The organism is Wenyingzhuangia sp. 2_MG-2023 (genome assembly GCF_030548295.1).
In the GTDB taxonomy this organism is placed as follows: Bacteria; Bacteroidota; Bacteroidia; order Flavobacteriales; family Flavobacteriaceae; genus Wenyingzhuangia.
In genome coordinates, this window is record NZ_JAUOSB010000111.1 from 1 (window position 1) to 269 (window position 269).

Genomic DNA, 269 nt, shown 5'->3' on the forward strand with positions numbered 1-269 from the left:
TTAATAACCATAACACATGACCTGCAAGAGGTTGCCCAGGCTGATCGAGTTATTGTTATGAATAGTGGTGAAATTTGGAAAGAGCAGACACCTAGAGAGATATTTTCACAAAAAGAAGCTCTAAGAGAAATTGGACTGGATGTTCCGTTTGTCGCTATTCTAGCAGGTGAATTGAAACAAGCAGGAGTAGCTATTTCTACCGAGCCGTTAAATCATAAAGAACTGTTGGAGGACCTATGGACATTACATTCGAGAACGTAACCTATATC

1 pseudogene is annotated in these 269 nt (G+C 39.8%); it reads left to right on the forward strand.

Features of this window, described 5'->3' with window-relative positions:
* Positions 1 to 261 (forward strand): annotated as a pseudogene (locus tag Q4548_RS17265) (energy-coupling factor ABC transporter ATP-binding protein); the annotation flags it as partial.
* Positions 262 to 269: the final 8 nt, after the last annotated feature.